Origin of the sequence: Enterococcus sp. DIV0755f, from assembly GCF_051713725.1 — a bacterium.
In the GTDB taxonomy this organism is placed as follows: Bacteria; Bacillota; Bacilli; order Lactobacillales; family Enterococcaceae; genus Enterococcus_D; species Enterococcus_D casseliflavus.
The window spans coordinates 359,479-384,182 of the sequence record NZ_JBIOQL010000001.1; the positions used below are offsets into that span (position 1 = coordinate 359,479).

At 44.4% G+C, this 24,704-nt stretch carries 19 protein-coding genes and 1 riboswitch; of the genes, 14 read left to right on the forward strand and 5 right to left on the reverse strand.

Annotation, left to right across the window (positions count from 1 at the left end):
• Positions 1 to 13: 13 nt before the first annotated feature.
• The 14 genes from IGI73_RS01710 (at position 14) to IGI73_RS01775 (ending at position 18,023) form a co-directional block, all read left to right on the forward strand.
• Positions 14 to 3,304, forward strand: a complete 3,291-nt coding sequence (locus tag IGI73_RS01710) for a GH36-type glycosyl hydrolase domain-containing protein (protein ID WP_428206896.1) — start codon at positions 14 to 16, stop codon at positions 3,302 to 3,304.
• Positions 3,305 to 3,317: 13 nt separating this feature from the next.
• Positions 3,318 to 4,277, forward strand: a complete 960-nt coding sequence (locus IGI73_RS01715) for a LacI family DNA-binding transcriptional regulator (RefSeq protein WP_428206895.1) — start codon at positions 3,318 to 3,320, stop codon at positions 4,275 to 4,277.
• Positions 4,278 to 4,911: 634 nt separating this feature from the next.
• On the forward strand, positions 4,912 to 9,780 hold the full coding sequence (locus IGI73_RS01720; protein WP_438759018.1) for a hypothetical protein: 4,869 nt from the start codon (positions 4,912 to 4,914) through the stop codon (positions 9,778 to 9,780).
• A 14-nt stretch (positions 9,781 to 9,794) separates the two neighbouring features.
• Complete coding sequence (locus IGI73_RS01725; protein WP_010748658.1) at positions 9,795 to 10,163, forward strand: LPXTG cell wall anchor domain-containing protein; 369 nt, start codon at positions 9,795 to 9,797, stop codon at positions 10,161 to 10,163.
• Positions 10,096 to 10,809, forward strand: coding sequence for a WxL domain-containing protein (locus IGI73_RS01730; protein WP_016609549.1), 714 nt, complete (start codon positions 10,096 to 10,098; stop codon positions 10,807 to 10,809). Before IGI73_RS01725 ends, IGI73_RS01730 begins: the two co-directional genes overlap by 68 nt.
• A gap of 45 nt (positions 10,810 to 10,854) precedes the next feature.
• The gene (locus IGI73_RS01735; protein ID WP_428206893.1) at positions 10,855 to 11,655 is read left to right on the forward strand and encodes a WxL domain-containing protein; all 801 of its coding nucleotides are present in this window, start codon (positions 10,855 to 10,857) and stop codon (positions 11,653 to 11,655) included.
• A gap of 11 nt (positions 11,656 to 11,666) precedes the next feature.
• The gene (locus IGI73_RS01740; RefSeq protein ID WP_060792398.1) at positions 11,667 to 12,407 is read left to right on the forward strand and encodes a WxL domain-containing protein; all 741 of its coding nucleotides are present in this window, start codon (positions 11,667 to 11,669) and stop codon (positions 12,405 to 12,407) included.
• Positions 12,408 to 12,474: 67 nt separating this feature from the next.
• Positions 12,475 to 13,557: a DUF916 and DUF3324 domain-containing protein gene (locus tag IGI73_RS01745; RefSeq protein WP_016609552.1), complete on the forward strand. Its 1,083-nt coding sequence runs from the start codon at positions 12,475 to 12,477 to the stop codon at positions 13,555 to 13,557.
• Positions 13,547 to 14,347: a class A sortase gene (locus IGI73_RS01750; RefSeq protein ID WP_428207051.1), complete on the forward strand. Its 801-nt coding sequence runs from the start codon at positions 13,547 to 13,549 to the stop codon at positions 14,345 to 14,347. Before IGI73_RS01745 ends, IGI73_RS01750 begins: the two co-directional genes overlap by 11 nt.
• Positions 14,348 to 14,391: 44 nt before the next feature.
• Positions 14,392 to 14,883, forward strand: a complete 492-nt coding sequence (locus IGI73_RS01755) for a hypothetical protein (protein ID WP_015508844.1) — start codon at positions 14,392 to 14,394, stop codon at positions 14,881 to 14,883.
• On the forward strand, positions 14,861 to 16,321 hold the full coding sequence (locus IGI73_RS01760; protein WP_438759019.1) for a helix-turn-helix domain-containing protein: 1,461 nt from the start codon (positions 14,861 to 14,863) through the stop codon (positions 16,319 to 16,321). Before IGI73_RS01755 ends, IGI73_RS01760 begins: the two co-directional genes overlap by 23 nt.
• Positions 16,322 to 16,529: 208 nt before the next feature.
• Positions 16,530 to 17,099 (forward strand): TetR/AcrR family transcriptional regulator, encoded by a 570-nt coding sequence (locus IGI73_RS01765; protein ID WP_005227190.1) that lies wholly within the window; start codon positions 16,530 to 16,532, stop codon positions 17,097 to 17,099.
• A gap of 3 nt (positions 17,100 to 17,102) precedes the next feature.
• On the forward strand, positions 17,103 to 17,561 hold the full coding sequence (locus IGI73_RS01770; RefSeq protein ID WP_015508845.1) for a low molecular weight protein-tyrosine-phosphatase: 459 nt from the start codon (positions 17,103 to 17,105) through the stop codon (positions 17,559 to 17,561).
• Positions 17,562 to 17,669: 108 nt separating this feature from the next.
• Entirely contained in the window at positions 17,670 to 18,023 is a 354-nt protein-coding gene (locus tag IGI73_RS01775) for a hypothetical protein (protein ID WP_005227192.1), read from the forward strand.
• Between the two features lie 63 nt (positions 18,024 to 18,086).
• On the opposite strand, the gene IGI73_RS01780 is transcribed toward IGI73_RS01775, so the two are convergent.
• The 5 genes from IGI73_RS01780 to IGI73_RS01800 all read right to left on the reverse strand — a co-directional run bounded on the left by IGI73_RS01780 (position 18,087) and on the right by IGI73_RS01800 (position 24,323).
• Positions 18,087 to 18,446, reverse strand: a complete 360-nt coding sequence (locus tag IGI73_RS01780) for an iron chaperone (protein WP_074934419.1) — start codon at positions 18,444 to 18,446, stop codon at positions 18,087 to 18,089.
• 360 nt (positions 18,447 to 18,806) lie between these two features.
• Positions 18,807 to 20,312: a helix-turn-helix domain-containing protein gene (locus IGI73_RS01785; RefSeq protein ID WP_005227194.1), complete on the reverse strand. Its 1,506-nt coding sequence runs from the start codon at positions 20,310 to 20,312 to the stop codon at positions 18,807 to 18,809.
• 118 nt (positions 20,313 to 20,430) lie between these two features.
• Positions 20,431 to 21,783, reverse strand: a complete 1,353-nt coding sequence (brnQ, locus tag IGI73_RS01790; protein WP_086338985.1) for a branched-chain amino acid transport system II carrier protein — start codon at positions 21,781 to 21,783, stop codon at positions 20,431 to 20,433.
• A gap of 204 nt (positions 21,784 to 21,987) precedes the next feature.
• Positions 21,988 to 22,722, reverse strand: a complete 735-nt coding sequence (locus tag IGI73_RS01795) for an amino acid ABC transporter ATP-binding protein (protein WP_005227196.1) — start codon at positions 22,720 to 22,722, stop codon at positions 21,988 to 21,990.
• An 11-nt stretch (positions 22,723 to 22,733) separates the two neighbouring features.
• Positions 22,734 to 24,323 (reverse strand): ABC transporter permease subunit, encoded by a 1,590-nt coding sequence (locus IGI73_RS01800; protein WP_016609561.1) that lies wholly within the window; start codon positions 24,321 to 24,323, stop codon positions 22,734 to 22,736.
• 115 nt (positions 24,324 to 24,438) lie between these two features.
• Positions 24,439 to 24,612: riboswitch (Lysine riboswitch) on the reverse strand.
• Positions 24,613 to 24,704 lie beyond the last annotated feature (92 nt).

The window sequence follows — 24,704 nt, forward strand, 5'->3', positions numbered from 1 at the left end:
TAGGAAGGTTTCTATGACGAAAAAAATAGTGATGAATAACGCAAATACGACCGTGACGTTTTTACCAAACGGTGATTTATATGAGATCCAAAGTCACGGTGTGATGATCAATCAGTTGAACGGAAATGCGCTAGATGGTAGTTTGAATCAAATCTATCTACGTCTGCGTGAGGCGGGGGAGTTGTCCTTTATTCCCTTGATCGGTTCAAATGCTAACAGTGCCTTTGCCTACTCAGACAAACAGCTGACTTGGACTGGGACGTACCAGTCCATCGATTACCAAGTTGATTTCCAATTGGCACAAGATTGCTGGTTCTGGCGGGTTCAATTGAGTGGTTCTGGGGAAGCGGAACTAGTTTACGGACAAGATCTTGGTAATGCCGCCAAAGGTGCTGTTCAATCCAATGAAGCCTATGTTTCGCAATATATCGACCATCATGTTAGCCATGATAAGAGTCGCATCGTGCTTTCTTCGCGCCAAAATCAACCACAAAATGGTCAATTTCCATTAGTGGAACAGGGCAGCTTCCAAGCCTTAAAAGGCTTCTCGACGGATGGCTATCAATTTTTCGGTCGCAGCTACAAAGAAACGAATCAACCAGCTGCACTTAGCCAAGAAACGTTAGCCAATGAAGTGTATCAATACGAATTTGCCTATACGGCACTGCAAACGCAATGGTTGACGGTAAGTGAGACGCCTACAGAAATCGTTTTTTACGCAGCGGTCAAAGCCAATCAAGCGACGGCAGTCAATGAACCGCAGTTTGCACTTGAAACGCTGAAAGAAACGTATCAAGCCTTGTCCTTTGACTCGTTGCAAGCAACGGCGCAGCCACGAAAAAACTTCGGTCGACCGCTCACAGGGCTGACATTTTCCACAGAAGAAATCAACGAACGGTTCCCGCAGCAAGAAGCAGTGGAAATCGTTGATAAGCAGCTTTATTCCTTTTTTACCCCTGACTATCACCATGTCGTGTTGAAGGAAAAAGAAGCACAGATGGAACGCTCCCATGGGCATATTTTGATGAGCGGACAAGAGTTGATCGTCGATCACCCCATTTTGAGCACGACTGTTTACATGACGGGGATGTTTAACTCCCAAATCGTATTAGGCAATACGAACATGAACAAATTGTTGAGTAATAGCCGCAACTCATTGAATCTGTTCAAACGTTCTGGTCAGCGGATCTATCTGAAAGACGGCGATCAATGGCGGATTTTAACGATGCCAACTGCTTTTGAAATGGGCTTGAATTCGGCGACGTGGTACTACAAAACAGCGGATGATGTCATTCAAGTAACGACCTTCACGAAAGCAAACGGACGCACGATCGCAACCACCATCACCAGTGAAGCAGGACGTGCCTACACCTGGGCCATCACTAATCAATTTGTGATGGGGATCGATGAAGCCGCACCGACTGCTACTGTTACGCAAGACCAGCAATTGCTCACCATCAAAGGAACAGCGGATTCACCGATTGCGGAAACTTATCCAGAATTGACGTATTATCTCCATGCAGCTCAACCTTTTGAACTGACCGATGAAGCAATCTTCAATGTGGCCGCTGCTGATAGCACGACCGTATTGACCTTTGCAGAACAGGCGACGGTTTCCTTCGTGATCCAAGGCACACTGACTGGTGAACCCTTTGTTTCCGAAACGTTAGATCGCCAGCAAGAAGACACTGCCTATACGGCCTTTGTCGATGATTTGTTGAATCAGTTTGAATTGAAACATTCGCAGGCGGACGTTACATCCTTCAATCACTTGGCACGTTGGTACACCCACAATATGCTTGTTCATTACCTGTCTCCTCATGGTCTTGAACAGTACGGTGGTGCTGCTTGGGGGACTCGAGACGTTTCCCAAGGACCGACTGAGTATTTCTTAGCACTTAATCGTCCTGAAATGGTGGCGTCCATCATCGAGCATTTGTTTGAAAATCAATTTGCAGATGACGGCAACTGGCCACAATGGTTTATGTTTGATCGCTATGAGAAACAAAAAGCCGATGAGAGCCACGGAGATGTGATCGTCTGGCCAATGAAAGTCGTTAGTGACTATCTCGAAAAAACCAAAGATTTCGCGATTTTGGAAAAAGAACTGCCTTATACGGATCGCGCAACCTTCCTGAAAACCAAGGCCAAAGCTTCGTTGTTTGATCATTTGAAAAAAGAAGTGGCGTATATCGAAGCGAACTTCTTGGAAGGAACGTACCTGTCTTGTTATGGCGATGGCGATTGGGATGACACCTTGCAGCCAAATAACAGTAAGTTGAAGAAACAAATGGCCAGCAGCTGGACCGTTGCCTTGACCTATGAAGTATTGAAAAAATTAGCCAGCCAGTTGCAGGCATTTGACCCAGAGTATGCCAAACATTTAACAGAACTGTCTAAGGGCATCAAACACGACTTTGAAAAATACATGTTAGCTGATGGCACTTTGCCAGGATTTGTCTATATGGAAGATAGCGAGCACGTGGAACTGATGGTCCATCCGACTGACAAGAAAACTGGTATCCAATACCGCTTGCTGCCGATGCAACAAAGCATGATCGGTGAGCTGTTATCTCCCGAACAAGCCGATCATCATGTGGCGATCATTAAGGAGCATTTGCAATTTCCAGATGGGGTGCGCTTGATGAATCGTCCAGCGACTTATGCGGGTGGTGTCAGCACCAATTTCAAGCGAGCAGAACAAGCAGCCAACTTTGGACGAGAAATCGGTTTGCAGTACGTTCACGCCCACATCCGCTTTACCGAAGCGATGGCGAAATTAGGTCGAGAAGAAGAGACTTGGCAAGCGCTTGGGGTCATCAATCCGATCCAGATCGCTCAACGGGTCGAAAACGCGGAGATTCGTCAAGCAAATGCGTATTTCAGCAGTTCTGATGGCGATTTCAAAACAAGGGTTGAAGCCCAAGAAAATTTTGGTAAACTTAAGGAGGCAGCAGTCGGCGTCAAAGGCGGCTGGCGCATCTATTCTAGTGGTCCAGGGATCTATATGAATCAGTTGATCAGCAATGTGTTAGGCATTCGTACCTTTGTTGATCACGTTGAACTTGATCCCGTCTTGCCAGCGGAGCTAGCAGGGTTGACACTGACGTATCGACTCTTTGATCGGCCGGTCGAAATCGTCTATCATTCGGCAAGTACGCCGAAAGTATTGATCAACGGGGAAGAAATGTCCACTGAGTTTGCGGAAAATCGCTACCGTCAAGGTGCGCTTGTCCTGAAGAAAGCAGCACTTTGCGCCAAATTAAACGAAAACCAAACCAATACGATCGATATTTATCGTTAAGAAAGGAGAAGCCATGGTAGGAATCAAAGATATTGCCCAAAAAGCGGGTGTCTCCATATCCACCGTTTCGTATGCATTGAATGGCAGTCCAAAAGTGACCGAGGAAACCCGCGCGCGGATTCAAGCGATCGCAAACGAATTGAACTATGTTCCGAACATGGCTGCTCGCACACTGAAACGCAGACAAACCAACATCATCGGTGTTTATCTCGCCGATTATGCCGGAAGTTTTTATGGGGAATTGCTAGATGGTATCAAGAAAGGGCTGGAACTTTTCGGCTATGAAATGATCGTCTGCAGCGGCAAGAAGTCACACTTGTTTATTCCTGAGCGGATGGTGGATGGTGCCATCATTTTGGATTGGACGTTTCCAGCAAAGGAGATCGAGCAATACGCCCAACGAGGGCATCAAATCGTCGTGTTAGACCGTGTCTTGTCTCATGAAAACATCCATCAAGTCTTGTTAGACAATAAAGGAGGGGCTGCGCTGGCAATCGATCGCTTGATCGCTGGACAAAGTCAAAAAGTCTTCCTCTTAGCAGGACCAGAAAAAGGCTACGACAGTCGGGAGCGCTTGGAAGCCAGTACGAAAGAATTGACGCGCTTTGGTATTCCTTATGAAGTCATTCCTGGTGACTTCACGGAACCTTCTGGTTATCGAGCGGCAAAACAGCTCTTAGCAAATGATCCCCAGTTTCCCATTGATATCTTTGCCTTCAATGATGAAATGGCGATCGGGGTCTACAAATATGTCCGCGAGACCGACTATCGCATCGGAAAAGAGATCCGCATCATCGGGTTTGATAATACGGAATTAGGCGCTTTTGTGCAGCCGCGCTTAGCGACGATCTCCTATTCGAAACATCGATGGGGCATGGTGGCAGCTGAGAAAATCGTACAATCGATCCAAGGGGATTCAGTGGCGGACGAGCATATTTATACCACTTTTGTGGATGGCGGATCATTTATTTAATTGATCCATTAAAGGAAAAATAGTTGAAAAAGCCTCAAACAGAGAACGCTGTTTGAGGCTTTTTTTGCGTTATTTCAAAAATAACTTTACTTATTTTATCAAAATCAGTGATTTATAAAAAAAATAATAATTTTTATTTTGTTATTTTATATGCAATGGAATTTTTAAATAACGTTTTTTATTCATTTTTGATTATAACATTATCATTATCTACAGTCAGAAGATAGGAAGCGTTCTTTTAACTTATTATTTTAGGTCGTTAGAAAAGAGTTTTGTGCCGCTGAATTTTGTCAAATATTCTAACTTTTTATTTATTTTTCTCATCTTAATTTAATTATGAGTGTTGATTTATCCCTCGTTTTTTGTATGATTTATGAAAGAGAAAAGCAGTTTTTTGAAAAGAATCGATGATTCATCCTGATAATTTACGCTTTTTTTCAATCGACGAGTCACAGATAGCTCTAAGATGTGGAAGTTACAAAAATCAGAATTATGAAAAACCAATTATAATCATAATTTTGAATGGAAGAAAAAAAGAATTATAATTCTCTTTCGCCAACTCGCTAAACTAAGAGTTGTAACACAGGGCGTGCACTGCGCGATACGTTTATTTTTTTTAGATAGGAGGGATAAAGTGAAACGGTTTTTAACAACTTTACTTGTTTTTCTACTAACATCAGGTCCGTGTTTTTCATATGCAATGGTAGTGGCACAAGCCGAAAGTGTTACAAAAACAAGTGAAGAACAAAGTATGTCTTCTTCTGACCCTGTCGTTTCATCGATCGACAGTCTGGAAGAGACGAACGAAACTGAAGTGCAAGCATCTAGTGAACCTGCTTCGACAGATTCGTCTACAGGAGCCACTGACACAGCTTCATCTGAAACAGAAGCTTCATCGGAAGCTGCAGAAGAAGTACAGGTGACCTTTCTGACAGACACGGAGCATCTATTTGCTACCGGGGAAACCCGCACTCAGATCAGCAAAAACAAAGGGGAAGCACTAAAAGAAAGTGAGTTGCCAGTTTTTGAAGATGATACTGCTTTTGAAGGCTGGTCGTTAGATGGCACGGTCTATACAAGTCAAGCGTTGACCGAATTGATTCTCACGGAGAACCAAACCTTAACTGCTGTTTTTAAACCGACGGTGAAGGCAAGAGCGGCGGACATCTCGTTGGCAGAGCAATCGATCAAAGAGATCATTGCAGAAGCCGATAAAACGAAAGTGATCGCTGTACCAAGCCCAGCTGGAGATGGATCAGCATATGCCGAATACACCAATAGTGCTGAAGGCATTCGTCAAGCGTTGTTTGATATGTATCAAAACGGCAATGGCCAAGAATTTGCTTTGTATGTTGGCTCGGGTGGATCGCTATCACTGCCAACGAATCTGACTTCAAAGACGATTCCAGCCACAGTCGATAATACGAACATGACTTTTTATGCGCTACAAGGAAAAGTCAGCCGCTTGATCATCACAGGGCATAGTGATGATCCCATCACAGATGCAACAACGTTGACCACTGGGAGTCGCACGGTTGCACTTGGCACGGACATTTACTTCGGTTCTGATGTAGTGATTCGAAACCTCAACTATAGTGGTACGAGGATGTACATGAATGGGTATAGCCTTTCGTTGAACGGTGGGTCCACCGGGAATGGTCTTGCGATTTATGGGGGAAGCAACAATGGCGACCTTTCGGGAAACCCAACGATCACATTGAATGCGACAGGTTCAGGAACTTGGAACATTTATGGGGGGAATCAAAACGGTGGTACATTGACCGGGAATACAGCAATTGTCGTAAATAATACAGTAGGTAATATCAGTACGATCGCTGGAGGTGCCAATATCGGTACGATTGATGGGAATACCAGTGTCACGATCAATCGTTTGAATGGGACCTTAAGTAATTATTATGGCGGTGGTTTTGGAACAAACGCTTCCAATACAGCCAATGTGACAGGCAATGTTGAAACGACGATTCAAACCACCAATGCAAGCTTCCGTTTAAGTACTTTTGCTGGTGGCGTTCAATATGGCAACATCAATGGAACGATCCGCAGTACGATCTCGGGTGCAGGCGGTTGGTCAGGGATATCCAATCGGTTTGTAGGCGGTTCATTTTATGGAAACATCGGCTCTGACCGTTCTAAGGATGCCATCGTGACCAACCTTGATGCCAGCAGCTATTCCACTGGACGGAGTGAATTTGAAGGTGGCAATCGGAATACTGGTACCATCACAGGAAACATCGTCAACACCGTGAAAGCGGGACCGAGTGCCAGCGTCGGCGGAATTGGTGATTTTAACGGCGGTGGGGGAAACAACGTTAGTACCTTGACTCAAAGTTCAATGGGGGCTTCGAATACGACGACGTATGACAATTATACTCCTGAGCAACGAGCAGCACTGGCAGAAGCAGCGGCAAGTTTTAAAGTTTATGGCGATATCACTTCTCATCTAGTCAGCGGTTCCTTTTCAAACGGTGCGATTTATTCGACGGCAGCTGGTCGAGGCGGCTATGTTGAGGGAAATACGACGATTGAAGTTGGTACGATCACTTCGGATGGTAGTCCTGGGGGAGATGGGATTGCTTACACAGGAACCAGACCGACAAATCTAGATTACTCAACGAGCAATAAAACGAGAGGCTATTCATCTGGATGGGATATCGTTGGTGGCGGCGGTTATCCAGGAACAGCTTGGGATATCTATATTAAAGGGAATACCAAAACGATCTTGAATAACACGGTTGCTCGCTGGACCTACGGTGGTTCCTTCTCAGGTGTCATTGAGGGAAATTCTTCCAATACTTTGAACTCTGGGATCGTCGATACGCTAGAAGGAACAGGCTATACTGGACGCCGTGTTTACGGAGATGGACGAACGACAGTAAATAATGGGCAAGTAGACTGGTTTTTATCTGGTGGCGGCTGGGATGACTTATTAGTGACCGGCAATGTCGCAGTAACGGTTTATGATGGGGTGATCAATGCCTCACTCGGTGCCTCTTATGGTGTCGCTTCTTCCCACACCATTAACGGAAACTCAGATAATCGAGTGTTTGACGGAAACTTCTCAGGTACTCCGCGTACAGGGTCTAATGGTTTTTCAGGCGGTGTTACGAACAATGGACGGTTATTAGGAAATGCCAGTTTGACATTGGATTTGAGAAATTACGATGGTGAGTTTGCCCTTCCTTCTGGAACGAACATCTCAGGCGGTAATCCGTTTAACAGTACAAATATCGTTGGGACCGACAGCTCCAATACGATTACATTGAACATTTACACAAAGCCGGGGTCAGATGCGCTGAATGGGGCAACGATCTATGGTGATGGCGGACGGACTGCTAGCAATACGAGAAGCGGCAAAATTTATATGAATATCCAGGCGGAAGGATCAAGTATCGGGAATTTATACACCACGTATTATTCCAATATTTCTTCCAATCAAATTTTAAGAGATGTCGAGATGCGACTTCAAGGAGCCAAAAGTATCAATGGGATCTCAGGCGGAAACGCGTCAGATAACTTTACGAACACGATCGTAGCCAACAGCAGTAATCAAGTGAAGATGAACTTTGGTGAAAATGTCGATGGGACAGCTTCTTATCAAACTGATCCAATCGCTGTGACGGGTCTGGGGATCGTCAACTTTACCGAATTGAATGTGACAAACGGCATCAAGCTGATGGCCAATGGGGGAGACATCAAAAATGGCCGTTCAGCGACTGCTGCCAATCACGCAACGACCTATCATCAGTTCGGTGACATCCATCTTTCAAAGGATGCTGGTATCGGGATTTCTTCCGCAACGAATTTGATTTCAGGGGCGAAGTTAACGGTAGAAGACAAAGGGACGATCGAGTCGCCGCCGGGAACGGGGCGAATCAATCTCTCGGATTTCGCCACACCAGATACGGATAAAGATCATTTAACGTGGCTGAAAACGACGACCAATGATGCAGGTTCTCGAGTCAACAGTCAAGGAACGTGGTTTGGGGCGGTTAGTGCCTATCAAGTACTGACCATAAATCCAACTGCTGCTAATGCTGCAGCAATCACGCCAATCAATTTCAGCGGGATCGAAAAAGCGACTGGGAAAACCTTCATCGGGGACAACGATGTGACCAATGCAGCCAATGGGTACGGTATTGCAATACCAGGCTCGATCATTAACTACGAAGTCGAAACACCAGGAGTCGCGAATGGGATCGGTGCCATTAGTCACAATGTAACGGCAGTCAAAGAGAACAATACGCCGCTGACTTTGCAAGCATGGGGAACTGAGCAGGCGGGGACACAGGTGCAAAAAGGGCGTTTATTGATTCCTTACACGGTAGCGGAATTGCCAACATTGACGTTCACACCAGAAACCCAAACGTCCGGTTCATGGGTCTATGCGGGTCAAATCAAATCCAGCAAGCTGGATAGCACGGATCAGCAGTTGACGGAACAACCAGATTCAGAGCCAGTTGATTGGACGAGTCCTGATGGGGAGTATAGTTACGATATCAGTGTCCGCTACTCAAATAAGGCGGAAGTCCAAGCCCGCAATGTGATCCTTACAGAGCAGGAGGCACAATCGCTGACAAAAGAACAAGCCGTGACTTATCTCGAAGCCAGCGGGCGTCCTTTCTTTAAGGATACGCTGACAGATGAGGTCTTAGCTGCGATTCAAGAACCGTTAGAAACAGCGGTCTACCGCAAACAAGCGGTCACTTTTTCCGTAGGGGAAAACGATCAGAATCAGGCAGAAACTACCGTGAATCTGGTGGTGGTCAAAAATGAAAGTGTCATTTCTGCTGATCGGCAATTTGCCGTCTATGCAAAAGATGTCCGTTTGACCTTACCAGAAGCAACGGCACTGACAGATGAAGCCGCTTTGGCAGACTATACCCAAGCAACCACGATTTTTGCAGATAATCGGGCAAATGTACCACCGACTGTCGATCCACAAGCTTTTGCCGCGATCCAGCAAGCAACGGAAGCTGAGCTGTTGAAAAATGTGTCAACGGCTTACCATTATGAAGCAGGCAGTCAACGGGCAGAAAAAGTCGTCAATGTCGCAGTTGCCGGCGAGCTTATTTTAAGCAGTGTGCCAACAGACTTTGATTTTGGGCAGCAGAAAGTTGCTACAGAAACACAAGATTATTGGCCAACGATTATAGGCGAGCTAGCAGTGAAAGATACGAGAGGGTCCGAACGGAGTCCATGGCGCTTGACGGTCAAAGAGCAACAGCCATTAACGGATGGGACAGATCAATTAACCGATGTCTTCCGCTTTGTGACAAACGGTCAAGAACAGATGATAACCAATGGGGAAATGATCATCGAGGAAACGGAATTGACAGAAAATGGCACATACGTCGTGAATCAGCACTGGGGCGAAAGTCAGAATGAAGGAATCAAGCTTACCGTTCCAGTCGAACAGCAAAAAGTCGGGGACTATCAAGGAACCTTGAGCTGGCAGCTAGTTTCGGCACCTGGCAACCCATAAAGGAAGGAAAATAAATGAAAAAAATCATGATCGGTATTATTGCTGGCTGTCTATTAATGTTTCCTCAGCTCGTTTCAGCAGCCGAAGCAGGTGCCTATGACAGCAATGGCATTACTTCCTTTTTCGGTGTCTATGAAGAACCAGTTGAGGAGCCAGAAGAGCCCGTAAAAGAACAGCCAGGGAATAAACAAGTAAATCAAAAAGGCAACAACATTCTGCCGGCAACAGGGTCGGATCACTTTAATAGCTATCAAAGCAGTGGTCTTGTCGTTTTGTTGGCAGCAGGAATCATTTTAATCAAAAGGAGAACAAAAAATGAAAAAACTTTTCTTGACGGCAGGCATTCTATTGATGAGCACTGCTCTGTTACCAACAACCGTTAATGCCGCTGAATACACCTCAAATGGAGCAATCACTTTTGAAGCGGACCCGAATCCAACCAATCCAGTTGATCCGACCGATCCAGAAAAACCAGTGGATCCCGTCGATCCAACCGATCCAGATGGACCAAACCCTGGAACAGCTGGACCATTATCGATCGATTTTGCTTCAAGCTTTCAATTTGGCAACCAACTGATCACTTCCGAAACAAAAGATTATTACGCACAGCTGCAAGAGTTCACAGCTGGCGCTGCTGGACCAAACTATGTGCAAGTAACAGATAAACGAGGAACACAAGAAGGCTGGTCATTGAGCGTTGTGCAAAACGGACAATTCAAAACGGCTGATGACGAAGAACTAGTCGGGGCTTCATTATCGATCGCCTCAGGTGCAGCAACTTCGGTCACCGATATGCAGTATGCACCAACGGTTACGGCAAGTCATACCTTTGTACCCGATAGTGAAATCACATTGGTCAACGCACCTGTCGGAAAAGGAATGGGCACTTGGATCTACAAGTTTGGGAACGATGCAACGGAAGGGTCAACGGCAGTAAAATTAAATGTACCAGGCAGTTCCGTAAAATTAGCCAAAGAGTATCGGACGACATTGACTTGGAATTTAAAGAATGTCCCTGAAAGCAATTAAAATCACTGATTTTCAGTAAAACAGATAAAGGAGTGTCAAATAGAAATGAAAAAAACAGCATGGATCTTTTTAAGTCTTGCCGTATTGGCAGCAGCGAGTGCAGCAACTGAGGTTTCAGCAGCTGAAGCGGCTTCTTACACCTCAAATGGGGCGGTTGATTTTATTCCAAATACCGATCCGACGAACCCAGTCAATCCAGAAAATCCAGATCCAGAAAACCCAGTCAATCCTGTGGATCCAACCGATCCAGATGGACCAAACCCTGGAACGAATGGACCATTATCGATCGATTATGCCTCTAGCTTAGATTTTGGCGTCAATAAAATCTCCAATAAAAACGAAGTCTATTATGCACGAGCACAAGGGTACTTGAATGACGATGACACAGTTTCTACATTAAAAACTGCCAATTATGTTCAAGTAACGGATAATCGCGGTAGTAATGCTGGTTGGCGGTTGTCTGTGAAGCAAAATGGTCAATTCAAAAACGAATCGACGTTGAATCAAGAATTGACTGGTTCTGTCATTACCCTAACAAGTCCTGCCGTTAAATCAAATGCGATCGGCGTTACTGCTCCAGTGGCAGAAGCGACGATCACATTGGATGCAGCAGGTGCTGAATCAGTGGTGATGACCGCAGCAAATCAAACGGGTGCTGGAACATGGGTCAACGCTTGGGGAAGCGTTGAGACGGTCACTGAAATAGATAAGGATGGCCAAGAAGTACAAGCAGATGTTACCAAAGCAGTCGCACTTTCTGTACCCGGCAGCACACCAAAAGATGCCGTTAGCTACACGACTACACTAACTTGGGTATTATCAGATACACCAGGAACGGAAGGATAAGGAGTATAGACATGAAAAAAACACTAGCATTTCTCTCAGTATTAGGGCTAAGCTTCGCTGCTCCTGTGCTGGCACAAGCAGCGGACAGCGCAGAATACAATTCAAACGGACAGATCACTTTTGAACCAAATACAGACCCAACCAATCCAATCAGTCCAACAGACCCAGATCCAGAAAATCCGATCAAACCAGTTGACCCAACGGACCCAGATGGACCAAATCCAGGAACCAACGGACCGTTATCGATTGATTTTGCTTCAAGCCTTTACTTTGGTACGCAAAAAATCACCTCAAAAACAGAGATCTACCATGCGGAAACCCAAAAATACGTAGATTCAGCAAATGTGAATCAAGAAGGACCAAATTTTGTCCAAGTGACAGACAATCGGGGAACAGAGAGCGGTTGGACATTGAATGTTCGCCAAAATGGTCAGTTCAAAACAGCAGAAGATCAAGAATTGACCGCCGCGCAAATTCGCTTGACGAAGGGAACTGTAGTAACACCTTCCTTGTCACCAAAACCATCAAATGTGAGTTCAACGATCACATTGAATCCAAATGGTGCCCAATCCTTAGTGATGAGTGCCCAAGATGGCGAAGGGGCAGGGACCTATCTAATGAGCTGGGGCGATAGTTTAGCTGCAGCTATGGATAGCATTGAGTTGGAAGTTCCAGGCTCAACGACAAAATATGCCAGCCAATACAACACCACGTTTACTTGGTTACTGACAGACACACCAACAAACCCATAAGTACCAGCTTTCTCCTTGAACCCTTTCGAGGTTTAAGGAGAATACATAGAAAGAAGGGACATCCATCATGAAAAAAATCAACCAGCTTTTGGCGCTCCTATTCGCAAGTATTTTCTTTTTTGTACCAACGATAGGAACCGCTTCTGAATTTAACTTTGCCGTCAATCCCGTAATTCCAGAAAATCAAATCGATAAAGAAAAAACTTATTTTGACTTGAAAATGGCGCCGGGTACGGTACAAACCGTTGAAGTTCAATTGCGTAATGACACCGATCAAGAGGTCGTCATCGCGCCAGTGATCGCTTCAGCTACCACAAACTTAAACGGAGTCGTGGAATATGGCGAAAATGACATCGAAGCGGACGAAACCTTGCCTTATGATATGGCTGATTTGATTGAAGTGGATGAAGAGATCACGATCCCCAAACAATCCCAAATCACCTTGCCCTTAAAGATCACCATGCCTTCAGAATCCTTTGAAGGGGTCATCGCAGGCGGATTGACCTTAAAAGAGACGACAGAGGAAGCCGATACTGCTGACAGTGAAGAAGAGCAAGGGTTAGCTATCAAGAATGAGTATGCCTATGTCGTTGCGATTTTACTGCGACAAAACACAACAGAAGTTTCACCGGATCTAAAACTGCTGGATGTTGGACCAGGTCAAGTCAACGCCCGAAATACTATCAATGTCACCCTTCAAAATCCTGAAGCAGCTTACTTGAATTCATTACGCCTGATCAATGAAGTGAAGAAAAAAGGTGATAGCGACGTCTTGTATTCTTCGGATACCTCACGAATGCAAATGGCACCTAATTCCAACTTCTCGTACCCAATCTCTTTAGAAGGACAACGTTTAGAAGCAGGGACCTACGTGTTGACTTCCGTTGCTTATGGTGGAAAAAGCGATGAAGGGCAATACAAAATTGAAAATGAAGAAGGCGAAGAAGAAAGCTATCTCTATAAATGGACCTTCGAAAAAGAATTTACAGTGACGGGAGAGGTCGCACGTGATCTTAATAAGAAGGATGTGACGATCGAAACAGATTACACATGGCTTTATTTCTTGATCGGCGGACTGTTGCTACTACTCGCCTTGCTGCTGCTTTTATGGTACCGACGAAAGAAAAAAAATGAAACGGATGAAGCGTGAGCTCCTTGAGAAATGCTTGATCGATGGGTTGATCATCGTAGGTATCCTTTTGCTGGCACTGCCTTTTCTAAAAGAAAGCATCGTCAGTTGGCAATTACGCACCACGCAATTGACGATAGCCACCCAACTGCCGGCAACGATCCCAGAAGAAGAAACGATCCAAATGCCAGCTCTGTCAGATGTATTGGCGCCTCAGCCGACAACGATCACTGGGTACGGCTTTGTCGCAATCGAGGCGATCGATTTCCAGCAGCCGCTGTTGGTGGGACTAACGAATCAACAGCTGCTGAGAGGCGGCGTCGTGATGTTTCCCGAACGTTCGTTGAAAAATAGCAATTTTGTCGTTTTAGGGCATCATCTTGGCAGACAAAGTTTGTTATTTGGTCAATTGCTAGAAGCACAGGTGGGGATGGAAGTATCAGTGACCTATCTCGAGGAGAGTCAACAGTATATCATTACGGATAAAAAAATCGTAGACGAATCGGACTTGTCGGTGCTAGAGGAAGAACAGACACCAAAATTGACCTTGATCACTTGTCCTACGCCTACTCGAACAGAAGAACGGTACGTGCTGACAGCAATTCCTGTTGAGCAGGCAACTGCCGATCACCCACAAAAACCAGCGGCGACAATCAGCACGCCGAAAGCAGCAAAAGTGATGGTTGAAAAACAAGAAACGGTATGGAAACAACAATCAATGAAAAATTGGTTTCTTTTATTTGTTATTTTATTTATAATTAGTGGATGTCTGCTGGGCGCCCATAAGTTGTTGGACCGTTCAGCGTCGTAGAAACATCATCAGAAGATGCGCTGATGATAAGGAGGGTGAATAAAATGAAACGCAGATTTGGCTTTGTCATTGGTGCGTGCATGATTATCGGAATGATCGATCTTGTTACAGAACAAGTCGTTTTTGCGACCATTTATAATCCGCTGGACCCCTCAGAAGAAATCGTCCCCACGGACCCACCAGAAGAAATACCAGAAAAAGTGGAGGAACCGCCAACTGAAATGGAAGAATCCAAAGAACAACCCGCGCCTGAACCAGAAACCGTTCCGAAAAAAGAGCCGGAGCGATCCTCACTGTCAGAAAGCAGTTTTTTGGAAAAGCAAAAACATTTTGCCCAACGAGTCATGCTGGAGGATGTCTTTGCGCCGGATCGTTTGAACGTCGATCTAGCACTGCCAGGAAATAATACAGATGGTGATGGCGATGATAAGCCTTCTTATCTTGCCAGCTTGTGCTACTTATTTTCAGGAAACGTCCTTTATGGCCAAAAAAACAATGGAGGCTTGAAAACGCATGTTTGTGACATTTTTGAATAAGGCGGACAAACGAAAACTGGTGATGCTGCAATATTTGGAAAACGCAGTCGCTCTTTCGGAAACGAAGGAAACATTGATGGATCAATTGACCATGTCGGAATTTTTGATCAACAAAACCGTTCAAGAATTGAATCTTGATTTTTATGAACTTGGATTGAACGAGGAATTTGAGATCGTGACCGATGGGACGGTCATTAAACTGAATGCCTCGGGGCTGGCAACTTCCGATACACTGCTGACCTATTATTTGGATCAAGCGTTGAAATTTTCCATGTTGAAAGAATGTTTTTTTGAGCAATTGTCTTCTTTATACGAATTTGCCACCAATCACTATTTAAGCCATAATCCCGTCTATAAAGAATTTAAACAGTTCAAACTGATCTTGAAAGAATATGATATTGAAGTGACGAAAGAATTTCAGCTGGTTGGGGAGGAAAGTGAGATCAGGGAATTTATTTTTCTCTTTTTTATGAAGGAATACTATCTGAATCATTCGCCTTTTCCAAAAGAAATCCTAGAAAAAGAAAAGACCTTTGATCGTTTTAATGAAAGCACCTGGCTTAAACCAGAACAGTCTGCTCGCATGCGGATTCGCAAGAAACATTATCTAGGAATCGTTTTGGCACGGATGACGAATGGTCATTACCTGCAAAACAGCGTGGAAAATGATTTAGTCTTGCTCAAACATCTCGTGATCATTGAGGAATTGAAACGCTGGCTGCAGGAGATTTTGACGATCACCGATCAAGAAGTGCTAGAGCGTGAAGCTCGAGATATTTTGCGCTTTTTGATCGTTGAGGGCTGGCTGATCGACAACAATAGCTACATCGATCAAGAACAAACCTATATCCAACAATTAAACGAGCATTTTATTCAGGCCGTCCAACAGCAGTTTTCCTTAACCGCAGATACGTTGGCACTTCTTCATGCTGAAACGACAACGATCCATTATCAGCTCTTGTCGTTTTCCTTTAGTTCTCGCTATGAATACCAATATATGGATGTGACGTATTTTCTTGAAACCTATCCAGAATATGCTGCCTTTTGCCGTAACTATCTGGAAGAAAGCCGCAACCGGCCGATCTTATGGAACAATAAAGAGTTTTTGTTTTTCAGGTACCTGATTCTGTTGATTTCCACGATTCCGCTAAAAGAGATTTTGGTTCCCTTGTATGTCTGCGTGGACTTTTCATTTGGCGATTCCTACAATCAGATGATCCAAAAGAATATCGAAAAAATCCTCGATTTAAATGTCCAATTCCAAAGTTACCCAGATGATCATACGCATCTGATTCTTTCAAACTTACCCTTTTATGGTGCATTGGGGATCGACCATATCTTATGGCTGGCACCACCTAGACCCATCGACTGGGCCAATTTCACTGAAAAAGTCAGTGTGATTCGAAGAGAACAGTTTCAAACCAAAATGGCACAATGAGCAACCTGCCGTTTGACTATCGAAAGCAACGTCTGCCTCAAATGGAGGCAGGCGTTTTTTGTAGAAACCTGTCCTATTTAAAAAGCGCCCAGGAATCTATTGCTCTGATGAAGGTTTCGGGGAAGGTCTGTGAAAAAGGACCATTTGATAGGATTTTTTTTTGCAGGAAAATTTGGTATGATAGAAAGAGAAGAAAAAGAGGTGCCCTATGATGGATGGGAAACAAACGAAGGCTGTGATTGGCCAGACATTGATCACCCTTTGTGAGACCAAAGAAGTGAATAAAATCAGCGTACAGGAGATCGCCGAAAAGGCGCAAGTCAATCGGCAGACGTTTTACTACCATTTTCCTGATAAAAAAGCTTTGATCCAATGGATCTATCGGCAAGATGCCCTGATTTTTTTGACGACAGAAGATGTCTCCCTTGATAACTGGGAAGAAGCCGCCTTGCGCATGCTGAAAGCAATGAAACAAGCGCCGGCCTTTTACCGCAAATCACTGGCTTATGACCGCGAAATCTTAATGAACGGATTTCTACAGATCACAGAACCGCTTTTTCAGCGCTTGTTCTTGGAGGTCGATCAAGAGCAACAATTGACGAAACAAGACATTCTATTTTATAGCCGGTTCTTTTCCTACGGCTGCGGAGGCATTTTGGAAAATTGGATTCACAACGACTTTCCAGAGACCCCTTTAGAGATTGCAACGCAATTGTTTCGTTTGGCGAAGGATGTGGAATTTTTTGGCCACCAAATCTATGAAAAAGAGGAGCAGTGAGCGATGACGAAAGTTTTATTTGTTTGTTTAGGTAATATTTGCCGTTCCCCCATGGCAGAAGCTATTTATAAAGCAGAAATAGCAAAACGCAATTTGGATTGGCAGATCGATTCGGCAGCGACCAGCTCATGGGAAGTCGGACATTCTGCTCATCCCGGAACCAAAAAAAGATTGCGTCAAGCAGACTTATCCAGCGAGGGACTCATTTCACGGCAGATCACAGAAGCAGACTTTGCCAAATTTGACTGGATCATCGGCATGGATCAAAGCAATGTTGAAACACTTCAAGCGCTGGCACCTGCCGATACCACCGCAAAGATCCGTTCGTATTTGAGTGTTGTTCCTGGTAAAGAAACCGCGGAAGTACCAGATCCTTATTATACAGGAGATTTCGAAGAGACCTATCAACTGCTACAAGAAGGAATTCCTTTTTGGCTAGAGGTTATTTCTTCTGAAAAATAAGGCGTGTTCGCTTGTATTTTACCAAAAATTTGCTAAAATAGAACCATGGAAATGCGAACGTATGTGTGGTTTTTATAAACTGCTGCAACGCGCAGAAAGGAATGTCCAATGGAAAAGAAACCATCGCCCATCAAACAATTGGGCAAACTCATTGTGATGACATCCACAACGTTGCTGGATACCTTTTTCAGTGATGATGCTGACAAGAAGAATCAGTCTGAAAAAGTCAAAGAAATCCAGCGAACGCTGCAAGAGGCAGCCGCTGCCAAGCACCTGGTCGTGCTGCAAGTAAAAACAGAGAAATTGGGTGGTTTTGAAACCGTTACCGGCTGGATCGTCGGCAAAACGGTAGCAAAAGAACAAGTTGTCTTGAAATTACAAAGCGACCGTCAGCAGCTGCGGATTATTCCCCTGCATCATGTGCTGAAAGTTAGCACCTTGAATACAAAACCTGGCTTGTAAACAAGCCTGTGCATAGCAAAAAAACCGCTGCGTCATTAGACACAGCGGTTTTTTTATTGCTGGTTAAGCGTGCTTGTTTTTGACTTCTGCGAGTCGCCAAGCGGTCATCACAGCGATCAGTTCGTAAGGGATCGGCTGTGCAAAAGGAAACTGAACCGCCCCTTTACTGGTTTTGTAGGGTTGTAGGTCTTCTTGGAAGGCCGTGATCGCAGAAGGCGTGGGATAAAAGCCAAGATGCTGTTTGGCGCAGGCAAAATGCACGATATTTTCTCCCTGATGATAGGTAGGCATTTGATAACTGATTTTTTCAACCGCTTCAGGTAAAACGGCTTTGATGGTTTGACGGACCTTTTTTAAAGTCGCTTGTCGTTCTGCTGGAGCTGCTGCAATGTATTGGTCAACTGTCGTAATGGCTTTTGTCATAGGACACCTCCTGGCTTTAGTATACGGCAAACCCCGTAAGAAAAAAAGGAGCCTGTCAGTGGGTAGCTGACAGGCAAGGAGTAAAAATGAAAAGTGTTAGTTAGGGTTGTTTGTTGGGTTATGTATACTATACTGTCCAAATATGAATTTTTTGTGGAGAAAAGATTGGAAAGTGTTTAAGTTTGCTGGCTGCGAAAAGAAGCAAAAAAAGACCCGTCGGTGGGTGGCCGACGGGAAGGAGTTAAAAATGAAAAAGTGTTAGTTAGGGTTGTTTGTTGGTATACATAGAGTATACGAGATAAATATGAATATTTTGTGACAAATCTTTTCGGAAGTTCTTAAGAAACCGTAACGGTTTGATTACAGAGAAAGGTTCTTTTCATCAAAACGGTTTTTCAAGGTACGATACAAATCAATGTATTGCCGATCATCTGCCGCATAATCCCAAATATAACTCATTTTTTCTGGTTTGAGTTTTTTCATCAACTGATTGGAACTAACGATGACATCATAGTTTTCTTGCTGGTTTAGATCATAAGGTTCTGCTGCTACGAAGGTCAAGTCATGTAAGAATTGATTCAATCCTTGAACGACTAAGAAATTGTCTTCTAACGCAACCCCTACCCGTAAACGATTCGAATAACGGATTTGATCATAAAACGGCAGCAGGGCGTGGGTATACATCGTTGCCATCTGCTCTTGGTTTTCATCGTTGATATAGTCCACTGCGGATTCTTCGCGATAACTCGTTAAGAATTCATCGATTTTTTGCTGCAGCTGCTCTTCAGCAGACCCGCGATTGATCGATGGCGTCAGCAAGCGATAGATATTTGGAAACGGCTGACGGAAAACGTAGTTGCCGAAAGTCACATTGATTAAATTACCCACGACCAATGGCTCATCTAACAGGCCAGGTTGTGAAGCAAAGAAGGTTGCTTTCATCTCTGCTAACAAGTCTGCGACTAATGGATAAACTGGGTTTTGTTTGCTTGAAAAGAATTGCAAGGTTTGTTGCAACGCTTCTTCTTCAGGACTCAAATAGAATGGGAAGATTTGCGCCATCAAGTAAATAAACCCTGATTCGCCTTTTAATTGTTTGTCTGTCATTGAAACTTCAGGATCAACGACTTGTGTCAAACGCTCAAAATCGAAATATGGATTATTTTTCATTAGGAAATTGTACCGCTTGTCGTATTTGGCAAAATTTCCTTTTTTGATTCGTAAAAGAATCAAGGCGGCGAAATACTTCAACTCTAATCGGCCAAGATAAGAATGAGTCATTGGGAAGTACTCCGTGAATCGATCCACCATTTTTTCTGTCTCACTCTCAGCGATCGCAAATGGCCATTCTATTCCACGAGTACCTAACCAAATGATATTGAATAGGGAGAGCCGCACAAGACGCTCATCGCCCACCAAGTTTGATTCAGTGTACGTAAAGCGAAGCTGAAATTGCTTCAAATGTTTTTTTAGATGTTCAAATTTGCGAGACACCGTTGAACGACTGACATCGTATTTTGCACAAAAATCCGTGATCGTAGGATGGTCTTCATTCAGCATGTAAAGAACATATAAGAACGGAACGCTTTTATTCAATAAATAGAAGCGGTATTCATCGATCGTTACCGCGATATTCTGAGGCTGTAATTTACCGCCACGACCGAGTATCGACATATGATCCGGAGTTAACTCAGTTAGATCTTGGTCGATCTCAGTCAACTCTATAAAAGCTTGTTGGTAGCTTAACTCCATTTCCTTTGCCAATTGTGCGATTGGGTGGCTAGGGTTTTGCAGAGTCAGCATACGCCGGAATATTTTAAATTTAATTAATGTTTGCGGGTCCATCATAAGTTCTTCATAAAACATAGGTATCCTCCTTTGTGGCTCTATTGTATCTTTTTTTTACGAAACTGTCAGTCTTTTTAATCAAAAAAATAGCCTACCCTTTAAAAAAAGGTAGGTTATTTTCATCTTTTTAACTAATTTAGGCTGAAACAGGGTCTTTTTTGAACCACGACCATAGCAAACCGATCAAAAATCCGATCGCAGCCGGTACGACCCACCCCATCCCGATTTGGAAGAAGGGCAGATATTCTGACGCAAAAGACAAGATTCCTTGCACGAAAGCGTTGTTGGTAATCAGTGCAGGACTTGCATTTAAACCGTCGATGATTGCAGCGATCAATGTGAAGTATGTCGTCATTCGATAGACACTGGCACGATGATGAAACAAGGGACTGATGATCGCCAACAAAATCAACGTGATCGCCAGTGGATAGATAAACATCAAGACTGGAATAGAAAACTCGATGATATTGGTCAAGCCGACATTGGCGAAGATCGCTGGCAAGATACTTGTCAAAGCGATAAAGAACCCGTAGCTTTGCTTGGGAAACAATCCAGCAAAGGTTTCGGAAAAAGCCGTGATCAAACCAATGGCAGTTTTTAAACAAGCGGAGATAACGATCAAAGCCAACAGCAGACTGCCGACAGTGCCAAGGTAATGGTTGGCGATTTGTGCTAAAGCGATCCCCCCGTTTTCGCTGATAGGAAATTGCCCTAGACTTTTGGTTCCCATATAAGAAAGTAAGGTATAGATGATCCCCATCAACACGATGCTGACAGAACCAGAAAGGATCGTGTCTTTTGCGACCGTCGTAGGTTTTTCAACCCCCATATTGCGAATCGTCGAGACGATGATGATCCCGAAGGCTAAAGATGCCAGCGCATCAAGGGTATTGTAACCGTTGGTGAAACCAGTAAAGAAAGCATCGCTTTGATAGCTAGGATAGATCGGCGCATCGCTGATGGTTCCTAGAGGTTGCCAAAAAGCAAAAAACAGCAAAACGCCTAGTAAGACCAGAAATAATGGATTCAAAAATTTCCCTACATAATCTAAGATTTTGCTTGGTTTACGAGAAAACCACCAGGCAGCGCCAAAGAAGAGGGCAGAAAACAACGCCAATAACCAAGTTTGCATGTCAGATGAAACATGGGGAGCGATCCCGATCTCATAAGAAGTGGTAGCCAAACGGGGCAAAGCAAAGAACGGCCCGATCACTAAATAAAGCAAAATCGTAAAAATAAGTGCGTAGCGTCGATTGATTCGAGAAGCTAATTCAAAAACACCGCTGCTCTGGGAAACCCCAATGGCGATCACCCCTAAAAACGGTAAGCCGATCCCTGTTACTAAAAAGCCAAGATTGGCCAAGCCGACATTCGCACCGGCTTCTTGTCCCATGTGGACTGGGAAAATCAGATTTCCCGCACCAAAGAAAAGACCAAAAAGCATTGATCCAACATACATATAATCCTTAAACTGTAACTTTTTTTCCATAAATGAAAGCTCCTATAATTCCTTAGTTTTAAAAAAAATAACAAAGTTTCTAACAAATAGCAATGGTTTTTTGTGATTTTTTGATAAATTCTGACAATTGTCGTTTAGAGAATAAAAAAACACTTAGCATTAAATTCTTCCAAGCGTACTGAAAAAGGACGAAAAAGCTCGGAAGAAGACCGCTAAGTGTTTCAAGACAGAAAATTAATTCAACACACGGGAAAGGAATTCTTTGGTGCGCTGTTCTTTTGGATGAATAAAGATATCTTCAGGTGTCCCTTGTTCGGCAATGACACCTTGATCCATAAAGATGACCCGATCAGATACTTCTTTGGCAAAGCCCATTTCGTGGGTAACGATCACCATCGTCAAGCCAGTATGAGCTAACGTATTCATGGTCTTCAACACTTCACCGACCATTTCTGGATCCAGTGCAGAAGTCGGCTCATCAAACAACATGACATCTGGATTCATCGATAAGGCACGGGCAATGGCTACCCGTTGTTTTTGTCCGCCTGAAAGCTGGGAAGGCTTGGCGTTGGCATATTGAGCCATACCGACTTGCTCCAGATTTTCTTTGGCAGTCGCTTCTGCTTCTTTGCGATCACGTTTCAAAACAGTGACTTGTCCCGTCACGCAGTTTTCTAATACATTCATATTGTTGAATAGGTTAAAGGATTGGAAAACCATTCCTAGATGCGTACGGTATTTCGGCAAGTCATAGCCTTTTTCCAGCACATTTTCACCTAAGTAGATGATTTGCCCACTGGTTGGTTTTTCTAACAAGTTGATGCAGCGAAGAAGTGTGGATTTTCCTGAACCAGAAGAACCGATGATCGTGACAACTTCTCCTTTATTAACAGACAAACTGATGTCTTTTAAGACTTCGTTGTCGCCAAAACTCTTTTTTAAATGGTCAATTTCAATGATTGCTGACATGTTCTTCCTCCTTATTCGTTCGGGTTGATGTCTTCTAATTTGACATACGCACTGGGACCATCCATTTTGCGTTCAACAAAGCGCAAGATCTGGGTGGCACTGATGGTCAAGACTAAGTAGATCACACCGATGATCGCAAATGTTTGGAAGTATTGGAAGTTCGTTCCAGCGGCTGATGTACCTTGGAAGAAGAGGTCCGCAACACTGATGACACTTAAGACAGCAGTATCTTTGATATTGATAATGATCTCATTTCCGGTAGCTGGTAAAATATTGCGCATTACTTGCGGCAACACGACTTTGATCATGGTTTGCCAATGGGTCATTCCGATGGCTTGAGCTGCTTCAAATTGACCGTCATCTACAGCAAAAATCCCTCCACGAACGATTTCAGACATGTAGGCACCCGTATTGATAGAAACGATCAGCACAGCTGCCAGCGTGCGATTCATGGAGACACCAAAGGCTAGAGCCGTTCCGTAGAAAATAACCATTGCCTGAACCATCATTGGGGTACCGCGGAAAACTTCGATATAGATGGTCAGCAGGCCGTTGACGATTCGTTGGAAGAAACGTCCTACTGGATTTTCTGAAAGCGGCAGTGTCCGGAAGATACCGACTAAAAGACCGATGATTAATCCGATGATCGTTGAAAGGATCGCGATGAATAAGGTCAAGCCAGCGCCTCGTAAAAAGAGCATGCCGTAATCATCAATGATTTTTTTGAAATCAGCGATCAGACCTTGATCCGCCGTTTCTCCGCTGGCATCTGCAGGCTGATCTAAGACTGCTTGATCCATCAGGGAAACCCGTTCTTCTTCAGAGATTCCTGCAAGGATCTCATTGACTTTTTCAACATCGGGATCGCCTTTGCGCATCCCGACTGCTACTTGGACGTCTTCTGGATTGGTTTCAAAACCTGCTCCTTCATCGAACTCGACCATCTTCAAATCAGGATTTGCTCCGACGGCAGTGACGCCTTCTGGTCGTTCGCTGACGTAGCCGTCAATGATGCCCGAAGCTAAAGCAACGCGCATGGAGGAGAAGTCCCGCATGGCTTGTTCTTTTTGGACCTCAGGGATTTGATCAATGACCGTATAATGGAAGGTATTCAGCTGAGCAGTGATTTTTGCCCCCGAAAGATCGGCGAGGCTTTTGGCATCGGCGAATGCTCCATCTTTACGTACTACGACCACCAAGTCGGATTCATAGTAAGGATCGGTAAAATCAATTTGCTCGCGGCGTTCGGCCGTTGGTGACATACCAGCGATGACGGCATCGATAGTCCCCGCCTGTAAAGCTGGCGGCAGACCGTCCCATTGGGTTTTAACGATCACTAATTCCTTGCCTAAACCTTCAGCGATTCGTTTGGCGATCTGGACATCGTAACCGCCGGCAAACGCCGAGCCTTCTTCCCCAGAAATCGGCACGGCACCATTGGCGTCCGTCGTTTGCGTCCAGTTGAAGGGGGCATAGCCTGCCTCCATACCGACACGGAATTGTTCCGCAGGCGTTTGGTCATCCGCTTGCACGGTTAGGGGCAGCTGAATGAGGGTTAGACAGAGGGCGAAGACCGCCCAGATCCAATTATTTTTTTTCATTTTATCTCTTTCCTTTCACGAGTTGGACAAGCAGGTAAGGATGAAAAAGCAAAAAAACAGCCGTACTCCATGATTGGAAAACGGCTGTTGACAGGTCATCGTCGACAAACCTTTCACAAAACATAGCGCAACTTAGACAAGCTAAGACAGTCCGCAAATTGTTCATTTGCGGCCCAACAAAATCGATGCAAGCAAAACCGATCTTGTTTCGGCGATGTTCCCTAGCTCTGCTGTAAACGTGTTGCTTCACTCAGCAGGATTAATGAACCTCGCGACCTCTACCTAAATGTTAAAGGGTACTCGTATTTAATTTGATTCTTCTCAGAGTTTAGAAGAAAAGCACCCAAATGTCAATTCTTTTTAACAAAAAAACGACCATTT

Coding starts and splice junctions, on each gene's coding strand:
- IGI73_RS01750 (WP_428207051.1), top strand. CDS start 13,547: ATGAAGCGTGAGCTCCTTGAGAAATGCTTGATCGATGGGTTGATCATC.
- IGI73_RS01755 (WP_015508844.1), top strand. CDS start 14,392: ATGAAACGCAGATTTGGCTTTGTCATTGGTGCGTGCATGATTATCGGA.
- IGI73_RS01765 (WP_005227190.1), top strand. CDS start 16,530: ATGATGGATGGGAAACAAACGAAGGCTGTGATTGGCCAGACATTGATC.
- IGI73_RS01795 (WP_005227196.1), bottom strand. CDS start 22,722: ATGTCAGCAATCATTGAAATTGACCATTTAAAAAAGAGTTTTGGCGAC.
- IGI73_RS01730 (WP_016609549.1), top strand. CDS start 10,096: ATGAAAAAACTTTTCTTGACGGCAGGCATTCTATTGATGAGCACTGCT.
- IGI73_RS01775 (WP_005227192.1), top strand. CDS start 17,670: ATGGAAAAGAAACCATCGCCCATCAAACAATTGGGCAAACTCATTGTG.
- IGI73_RS01785 (WP_005227194.1), bottom strand. CDS start 20,312: ATGTTTTATGAAGAACTTATGATGGACCCGCAAACATTAATTAAATTT.
- IGI73_RS01725 (WP_010748658.1), top strand. CDS start 9,795: ATGAAAAAAATCATGATCGGTATTATTGCTGGCTGTCTATTAATGTTT.
- IGI73_RS01735 (WP_428206893.1), top strand. CDS start 10,855: ATGAAAAAAACAGCATGGATCTTTTTAAGTCTTGCCGTATTGGCAGCA.
- brnQ (WP_086338985.1), bottom strand. CDS start 21,783: ATGGAAAAAAAGTTACAGTTTAAGGATTATATGTATGTTGGATCAATG.
- IGI73_RS01760 (WP_438759019.1), top strand. CDS start 14,861: ATGTTTGTGACATTTTTGAATAAGGCGGACAAACGAAAACTGGTGATG.
- IGI73_RS01770 (WP_015508845.1), top strand. CDS start 17,103: ATGACGAAAGTTTTATTTGTTTGTTTAGGTAATATTTGCCGTTCCCCC.
- IGI73_RS01800 (WP_016609561.1), bottom strand. CDS start 24,323: ATGAAAAAAAATAATTGGATCTGGGCGGTCTTCGCCCTCTGTCTAACC.
- IGI73_RS01710 (WP_428206896.1), top strand. CDS start 14: ATGACGAAAAAAATAGTGATGAATAACGCAAATACGACCGTGACGTTT.
- IGI73_RS01715 (WP_428206895.1), top strand. CDS start 3,318: ATGGTAGGAATCAAAGATATTGCCCAAAAAGCGGGTGTCTCCATATCC.
- IGI73_RS01740 (WP_060792398.1), top strand. CDS start 11,667: ATGAAAAAAACACTAGCATTTCTCTCAGTATTAGGGCTAAGCTTCGCT.
- IGI73_RS01745 (WP_016609552.1), top strand. CDS start 12,475: ATGAAAAAAATCAACCAGCTTTTGGCGCTCCTATTCGCAAGTATTTTC.
- IGI73_RS01780 (WP_074934419.1), bottom strand. CDS start 18,446: ATGACAAAAGCCATTACGACAGTTGACCAATACATTGCAGCAGCTCCA.